The organism is Faecalicoccus sp. (assembly GCF_036552745.1).
Taxonomy (GTDB): Bacteria; Bacillota_I; Bacilli_A; order Erysipelotrichales; family Erysipelotrichaceae; genus Faecalicoccus.
The window spans coordinates 1-6,865 of sequence record NZ_JAXKBY010000092.1 but is presented as its reverse complement, the minus strand read 5'-3'; the positions used below and the strand labels follow the sequence as shown (position 1 = coordinate 6,865).

The following is a 6,865-nucleotide window of genomic DNA, read 5'->3' as shown; positions in this document are numbered from 1 at the left end:
TTATTCATCCTTTTGATGATGAAGACGTGATTGCCGGACAGGGAACAATTGGTCTGGAGCTGTTGGAACAGCTGCCGAATCTGGATGCGGTTGTCGTTCCGGTTGGTGGCGGTGGGCTAATCAGTGGTATTGCCTTTGCGATCAAAAGCTTGAATCCTAATGTGAAGGTGTATGGTGTTCAGGCTGAGGGTGCTGCCAGCATGGTACAGTCCTTAAAAGAGGAACAGATCATTCAACTGGAAAGTGTCAATACGATTGCGGATGGTATTCAAGTCAAAGAACCGGGTACACATACGTTTGATCTTTGTCAGAAATATGTAGATGATATCGTAACTGTCAGTGATGATGAGGTGGCCGGTGCTATTCTTTCTCTGATTGAAAATCAAAAGCTGATCACCGAAGGAGCTGGTGCCGTTTCGGTGGCTGCGGTGATGTTTAATAAAGTACCGGTCAAAGGAAAGAATGTGGCTTGTATCCTTTCCGGAGGAAATATTGATGTAACGATTCTTTCCAAGGTTATCGAACGCGGTTTGTTGAAGTCGGGTCGCAGTGATACCTTAGTCATTCAGCTGAAAGATAAACCGGGTCAGCTGCAGGGCGTATCAGCTACAATTGCGCAATATGGTGCGAACGTCAACAGTGTGTACTATGAAAAAGCCAGCGAAGGCAGCAATATTACCGATTGTGTATTACGTATCAATTTGGAAACGCGCAATTTTGAACATATCAAAGCGGTGCGTGAAGGTCTTACCAAAGCAGGCTTTAAGTTACTATAGGAGGGTTTCATGAAGAAAATACATACGGAGAAAGCACCGGCTGCAATCGGTCCTTATTCACAGGCTGTCGTGCATAATGGTGTTCTATATACTTCCGGTCAGGTTCCTTTGGATCCTGTTACCGGTGAAATCGTTGGCGGTGATATTCAAAGTCAGGCTAATCAGGTCTTAAAAAATCTGGAACAGATTTTAAAAGAAGCAGGAACTGACTTTTCCAAGGTCATCAAGACAACATGCTTTTTAGCGGATATGAAAGATTTTGCGGCTTTTAATGAAGTCTATGCATCGTATATCACTGAAAAACCGGCCCGCAGCTGTGTAGCTGTCAAAGAACTGCCTAAACAAGTTCTGGTGGAAGTAGAAGTCATTGCCGCTATTGAAGAATAGGATAAGAAAAAAACAGCCAAACGGCTGTTTTTGTGCTTTATTCAAGAATGTGTTCTAATGCAACTTTTAAGACAGAATGTATGTGTTCATCATCTAAAGAATAATAGACGGTTTTTCCTTCTTTACGACTCTTGACCAGTTTATTGCTTTTGAGAGTTTTCAACTGATGGGAAACTGCACTGCGTGTCATCTGGGATACATTGGCTAAATCACTGGCACAAAACTCACCGGTTTCCAGTGCCATCAACAATTTTAAACGCGTCGTATCTCCCATGACCTTATAGAAGTCAGCCAATTGCTCGATGGAAGAGGTATCGGGCATTTTTTTCTGGGCTTCTTTAATGCGCTGGGGATCGTTTGTCTGATATAAATATTCTTTTTCCATGACTGAATTATAGTGGAATGTCTTTTAGATTGTCAAATGGAAAGAAATGCATATAATGAATAAAGTAAAGAAGGAACCAATATGAAATTAAGTGAAGGAAAGTGTAAAAAGGAATACAGGATCTTGCAGCTGTATGTACCAGCTCAGACAAAAGATCGTCTGCAATCTTTGGGCATGACGGTTCATACAGCGATAACGATCATACAGAAAAAACATAACGGCACCATGGTCATCAACCTTCGAGGTACTAGATTTGCCCTGGGTGATGAATTAACAAAAGAAATTGAGGTGGAACCATGTCAAAAGAAATAACAGTCGGTTTTATCGGAAATCCTAATTGTGGGAAGACGACTTTATTCAATGCCTATACAGGTGCCAATTTAAAAGTGGCCAACTGGCCGGGTGTTACCGTAGAACGGATGGAAGGCGCTATTCAGGATCATGACATGACGATTCATCTGGTAGATCTGCCGGGAACCTATTCATTGACATCTTATACGATGGAGGAACAAGTATCCAGACAGTTTATTTTAAGTGATCAGGTGGATGTGATCATTGATGTGGTTGATGCTTCCAGTTTAGAAAGAAGTCTATATTTGACGTTGCAGCTTTTGGAGTTGAATAAACCTATGGTTTTGTCTTTGAATATGATGGATATTGTGGCCAAACGTGGTATGGATATTGATTTACATCGTTTAAGTGAAATTCTGGGGGTTCCGGTTATTCCGGTCACGGCTCGAAAAAAACGAGGCATACAAGCCTTGATGCATGCCGCCTGTCATCAGCAGGAAGGGCAGAATACACAGGTCAATCATCGTCCGCAGTCCATACATGGAGAGCAGGTCAAACGTTATGCGATGGAATACGATGCGGATTTGGAGCGTAAGATCTCTTGGATTCAGGAACGATTGGTACGACAAGATCCGCATATTATCAATCCCAGATGGATTGCGATTAAGCTATTGGAAAATGATCAGGAAATTCAAAAGAAATATGCGATCGATCTTTCGGATATTGTAGATCATGGAGAAGATACCCAAATCATCAATCAAAAATACGATTATATCCAAGCAATCATACATGAAGTGTTATTAGGGAAGACATCAAAAGAAGAATTGACAGACAAGATCGATGCGGTTGTCACCCATCCGGTATGGGGAATGTTGTTCTTTTTGGTTGTGATGTTGGCCGTTTTTGGATTAACATTTTTATTTGGAGACTTTTTAAAAGGTTATATAGAAGGCTTTGTTGATTGGCTGATCTTGTTGTGTACGAATCTTTTTGAACAGATGCATGTATCCAACTGGTTATTAGATCTGGTGACAAACGGAATTATCGGCGGTGTTGGTGGTATCATCACCTTTCTGCCCAATATTGCCATCTTATTTTTGGCACTTGCCTTTTTGGAAGACAGTGGTTATATGGCAAGAGTAGCGTATGTAATGAACGATATCATGGGACGTTTAGGTCTTTCCGGAAGAGCCTTTATTCCTATGGTCTTAGGTTTTGGATGTACGGTACCGGCTATTATGGCCAGCCGCGCTTTGGAATCAAAAAAAGACAGGCACCGAGTCATGCTTGTCACACCGTTTTTTTCCTGCAGTGCCAAACTACCGGTCTATATCTTATTTAGTGGTATGTTTTTTGGCCGGTATGCGACATTGGCAGCCTACAGTATGTACTTGATTGGAATCATCGTTGCCTTATTTGTTGCCTGGCTATTGCATAAAAAAGATAAAGATTCGACCAAAAATCCATTGTTGATCGAGTTACCGATTTATAAGATGCCAAGCGCTTATACTGTTTTTATTTATGTCTGGGATAAAGTCAAAGACTTTTTAAGCAAGGCCGGAACCACGATCTTTGTGGCCTCGATCATCGTTTGGATCTTGATGCACTTTGGTCTGCAGGGCTATACACAGGATATTTCATTAAGCTTTGCGGCATTGATTGGAAATTTGTTGGTACCTGTTATGACACCGGCCGGACTTGGGTTCTGGCAGATCTGCGTTGCCCTTTTGGCCGGAATCAGCGCCAAAGAAGTGGTCGTTTCCAGTACCGCTGTTTTGTTTGGTATTTCCAATATCAACGGTTTATCCGGCATGCAGGCATTAAGCCTTCAGCTTTCCTCATTAGGCTTTACTGCTTTAAATGCATATTGTCTGATGTTGTTTTGTTTGTTGTATGTACCATGCGTTGCCAGTTTGGGAACGATCAAAAAAGAGAGCGGTTCAATCTTATACATGTTTCAGACGATGGTATTTCAAATTGCGGTGGCATGGATTGTTAGCTTCATCGTCTTTCAGGTAGGAAACTTGATTTTGTAAAAGAAAGAGTGTTTTCTTTGACAAAGCGGGCAAGTCATTCTATAATTTTGCCAACAATGATGATAAGGATATGAACGCAGAGCTTTGGATGTAGAGAGGAAAGTGGCTGGTGAAAACTTTCTGACAAAACTGTTGTTTACTCCCTTTGAATTGCCCTTGAAAAAGTGAGCCGTACTCTTGCGTTAAAAGAAAATGAGGTGCACATAGATTTCTATGTGAACAAAGGTGGTACCGCGTGCGACAGACGTCCTTTGGATGCTGTCGCTTTTTATATGGAAAAGGAGATTATGTATGGAATTAGTGAATGTACTGGAAGATGAATATCTTTCCAAATTGAATCACTCTTGTGCGCACATGATGGCACAAGCTGTGAAACGTCTGTATCCACAGGCTAAGTTCTGGGTAGGACCTGTCATTCAGGATGGATTCTACTACGATATGGATTTAGGCGATGTCAGTTTAAATGATGCCGATCTGGAAAAGATCGCCAAAGAGATGAAAAAGATTGCCAAGGATGGAAAGCGCATTGTGCGTAAAGAAGTATCCAAAGCGGAAGCACAGGAAATGTTCAAAGACGATCCTTATAAAGAAGATTTGATTCAGGATCTGGAAGATGGAACGATCACGGTGTATTCGCAGGGAGAATTTACGGATCTTTGCCGTGGACCCCATGTCGATAGTGTTAAAGAATGTAAGAACTTTAAGCTGCTGAAACATTCCGGTGCATATTGGAAAGGCGATGCCAAAAATAAACAGCTGCAGCGTGTGTATGGAATTTGCTTTCCAACAAAAGAAGAATTAGAAGCGCATTTGGAAGCGTTGGAAGAAGCGAAAAAACGAGATCATAAAAAGTTGGGAAAGGAAATGGGCTTGTTTATGGTATCGGAATATGCGCCGGGTATGCCAATCTTCCTGCCTAACGGTATGATCCTGCGTAATGTGTTGGAACAGTTCTGGTATGACGAACATGCCAAAGAAAACTATAAATTTATTAAAACACCGATCATCATGTCACGTGAGTTGTGGGAAACTTCCGGGCACTGGGATCACTATAAAGACAATATGTACACGACAATGGTCGATGATCGTGAATTTGCGATCAAGCCGATGAACTGTCCGGGCGCTTTGTTGGTCTATAACAATGATCTGCATTCGTATAAAGATCTGCCGCTTCGTATGGGAGAATTAGGACAGGTACATCGTCATGAAGCCAGTGGGGCTTTGAACGGTTTGTTCCGCGTTCGTACATTTACACAGGATGATGCTCATATCTTTGTGATGCCTGGTCAGATTGAAGAAGAAGTTAAAAACGTATTGATGTTGATTGATCGTATGTATGGCGTATTTGGACTTTCTTATGATATTGAGTTATCCACTCGCCCGGAAGAAGGTTATATCGGAAGCGAAGAAATCTGGGATCAGTCCGAAAAAGCGCTGGCCAATGCCTGCCGTTATGCCGGTAAGGATTTCAAGGTGAATCCGGGCGATGGTGCATTCTATGGACCGAAGCTGGATATCCATATCAAGGATAGCTTAGGTCGAGTTTGGCAGTGTGGTACCGTACAGCTGGATATGAACCTGCCGGAACGTTTTGGCGCAACGTATGTGGATTCCGAAGGTAAAAAACAAACGCCGATCATGCTGCATCGAGTTGTCTATGGTTCTATCGAACGTTTTATCGGAATTTTGATCGAACACTTTGGTGGACATTTCCCATTGTGGTTGGCTCCACAGCAGTTTGTCGTAATTCCGGTTCATCAGGAAAAACATCTGGACTATGCCAAGAAAGTTGTAGAAGCTTTACAAGCACAGGGTATGCGTGTACAGTTAGATGATCGTAATGAAAAATTAGGCTATCGTGTACGTGAAGCCCAGATGAAAAAGGTGCCTTACCAGATCGTTGTCGGTGATGGAGAAATGGAAAACGAAACGGTAACAATCCGTAAGAGTGGTTCTAAAGAATCCACTACGGTTGCTTTACAGGAAGCATTGGAAAAATTCACTAAAGAGGTAGAAGATAAATGTTTATTCAAAAAGTAAAAAAAGGAACTAAACTGGCATTGGCAGCTGCACTGGCATTTGCGATGACAGCCTGCTCTTCGTCAACGCCAAAGGAAGAAACAGTAGAACCGGTTTCAATTTTATGTCCGACCGGTGCGCCGGCTTTAAGTATTCAGGGAGCGGCCGATCTGGAAGATGTAAGCATCGAATATGTGGATGGAAGCGATCTTCTGACATCAGAATTGGCAAAGGAAGACGGGGAATACGACATTATCGTAGCACCAACGAATTTAGGTGCCAAGGTGTACAGTGAAAGTGAAAGCTATAATCTGGATGCGGTACTGACATGGGGAAATCTATATCTGGTAGGACCGGAAGGTATCGATTTAAAAACGGCTTCCATTGCGGCTTTTGGACAAAATGCCGTACCGGGTCTTGTCTTTAATCAGGTGGAAGAAGAAGGCTTAAATGTTACATGGTATTCTTCGGCTGCCGAAGCACAACAGGCTTTATTAACCGGTCAGCAGCAGGTTGCCTTATTGGCACAGCCGGTTGCACAGGCAACCGTTGCCAAAGCGAAAGAAAATGGTAAAGAGTTCAGTGTACTGCAAGATTTGCAGGCATTATGGCAGGAAAAAACAGGCAGTGAAGATGCCGGTTATCCACAGGCTTCCCTGTTTGTCAAAGCTGATGAACAAGAAAAAGTAAGTCGTGTTCTGGAAGGTATTGAAACCTTTATTGCGGATGCCGATGAAGATACATTGACAAGTGCCATCGACAATGCCGGGGCTGAAACTTTAGGTTTGCCAAACACACAAATTGCAGTCAAAACATGGAAACAGCAGAACATTCGCTATGTCAAAGGCAAAGATGCCAAAGAAGATATTGAGAACTTCTTAAAGGTATTTAAAATGGAACTGCCAAAAGGCTTGATTGCTGAATAGGTACAGAAGAATTTGATAGTAAGAACTCCTGAGGAAACTTGGGAG

Annotated in this window: 7 protein-coding genes; 6 read left to right on the top strand and 1 reads right to left on the bottom strand. The window is 42.3% G+C overall.

The features are described 5' to 3' along the window. Positions 1-776: pyridoxal-phosphate dependent enzyme (locus U0M88_RS04495; protein WP_331869035.1), on the top strand; the 776-nt coding region annotated here is incomplete at its 5' end. 9 nt (positions 777-785) lie between these two features. Further along, positions 786-1,163, top strand: coding sequence for a RidA family protein (locus U0M88_RS04490; protein ID WP_117445812.1), 378 nt, complete (start codon positions 786-788; stop codon positions 1,161-1,163). Positions 1,164-1,200: 37 nt separating this feature from the next. Here U0M88_RS04490 and U0M88_RS04485 read toward each other — a convergent pair whose 3' ends face one another. Next, the gene (locus tag U0M88_RS04485) at positions 1,201-1,548 is read right to left on the bottom strand and encodes an ArsR/SmtB family transcription factor (protein ID WP_117445811.1); all 348 of its coding nucleotides are present in this window, start codon (positions 1,546-1,548) and stop codon (positions 1,201-1,203) included. Positions 1,549-1,629: 81 nt separating this feature from the next. On the opposite strand from U0M88_RS04485, the gene U0M88_RS04480 reads away from it, so the two are divergent. The 4 genes from U0M88_RS04480 to U0M88_RS04465 all read left to right on the top strand — a co-directional run bounded on the left by U0M88_RS04480 (position 1,630) and on the right by U0M88_RS04465 (position 6,820). Then, positions 1,630-1,860, top strand: coding sequence for a FeoA family protein (locus tag U0M88_RS04480; RefSeq protein WP_117445810.1), 231 nt, complete (start codon positions 1,630-1,632; stop codon positions 1,858-1,860). Next, positions 1,845-3,875 (top strand): ferrous iron transport protein B, encoded by a 2,031-nt coding sequence (gene feoB / locus U0M88_RS04475; protein ID WP_331869034.1) that lies wholly within the window; start codon positions 1,845-1,847, stop codon positions 3,873-3,875. The genes U0M88_RS04480 and feoB overlap by 16 nt, the downstream gene beginning before the upstream one ends. A 291-nt stretch (positions 3,876-4,166) precedes the next feature. Beyond that, on the top strand, positions 4,167-5,915 hold the full coding sequence (gene thrS / locus U0M88_RS04470) for a threonine--tRNA ligase (protein WP_331869033.1): 1,749 nt from the start codon (positions 4,167-4,169) through the stop codon (positions 5,913-5,915). Beyond that, entirely contained in the window at positions 5,897-6,820 is a 924-nt protein-coding gene (locus U0M88_RS04465) for a hypothetical protein (protein ID WP_331869032.1), read from the top strand. Before thrS ends, U0M88_RS04465 begins: the two co-directional genes overlap by 19 nt. Positions 6,821-6,865: the final 45 nt, after the last annotated feature.

Bases quoted from the DNA above. Each gene is read 5' to 3' on its own strand.
- thrS (WP_331869033.1), top strand. From the start codon at position 4,167: ATGGAATTAGTGAATGTACTGGAAGATGAATATCTTTCCAAATTGAAT.
- U0M88_RS04465 (WP_331869032.1), top strand. From the start codon at position 5,897: ATGTTTATTCAAAAAGTAAAAAAAGGAACTAAACTGGCATTGGCAGCT.
- U0M88_RS04490 (WP_117445812.1), top strand. From the start codon at position 786: ATGAAGAAAATACATACGGAGAAAGCACCGGCTGCAATCGGTCCTTAT.
- U0M88_RS04485 (WP_117445811.1), bottom strand. From the start codon at position 1,548: ATGGAAAAAGAATATTTATATCAGACAAACGATCCCCAGCGCATTAAA.
- U0M88_RS04480 (WP_117445810.1), top strand. From the start codon at position 1,630: ATGAAATTAAGTGAAGGAAAGTGTAAAAAGGAATACAGGATCTTGCAG.
- feoB (WP_331869034.1), top strand. From the start codon at position 1,845: ATGTCAAAAGAAATAACAGTCGGTTTTATCGGAAATCCTAATTGTGGG.